The following is a 617-nucleotide window of genomic DNA, read 5'->3' on the forward strand; positions in this document are numbered from 1 at the left end:
CCGGCAGCGTTCACACCCACGAACATCACCAGCGTCCAGGCCGCCAGCCAAAGGGCCACGATACACACGCAGTAGGGTTTGTACCAGCGGGTGCCCCGGTACCGTTCCAGCGGTGCCCAGCGGCGGCGCACACCGGCCACATCAAACCAGAAGAGGTACACGCCCACCGCTATGGCCAGCATCGGGATGCCCACCATAAAATTGGAAAGGGATTCCATCGACACCGCCACCAGCGCCGCCACGATCAAAAGAATGACGCCGTACACCACAATGGCCGTCAGCATGTGGGTGGGGTTGCCGGTGCGGAACCCCGGTATGCCGCCCCACTCCACCCCCAGGGGGCCGCCGGGCATCGGGTCGGCCTGTACTGCATCGGGCGGGCAGATTTTGGCCAGCACCGCCTGCAGCTGGGCTGCATCGGCATAGCGCTGCCCCGGGTCCAGCGCCGTACAACGGCGCACGATCTCCCCCAGAGGGGCCGGGGCCAGCCGTTCCTGGGGAAAGCTGCCGGTGACCAGCTGGTTCAGCAGTACCCCCAGGCTGTACAGATCGGCCCGGGCATCGGTCTGGCGGAACCCGAACTGTTCCGGCGCCGCATACCCCGGCGTGCCCAGCAG

Annotated in this window: 1 pseudogene; it reads right to left on the bottom strand. The window is 67.1% G+C overall.

The window, feature by feature from the left end:
- Nucleotides 1-617: pseudogene (locus H6B10_RS15030) on the bottom strand (hypothetical protein); the annotation flags it as partial.

It is taken from the genome of Gemmiger formicilis (assembly GCF_016901605.1).
GTDB classification, from domain to species: domain Bacteria; phylum Bacillota; class Clostridia; order Oscillospirales; family Ruminococcaceae; genus Gemmiger; species Gemmiger formicilis_B.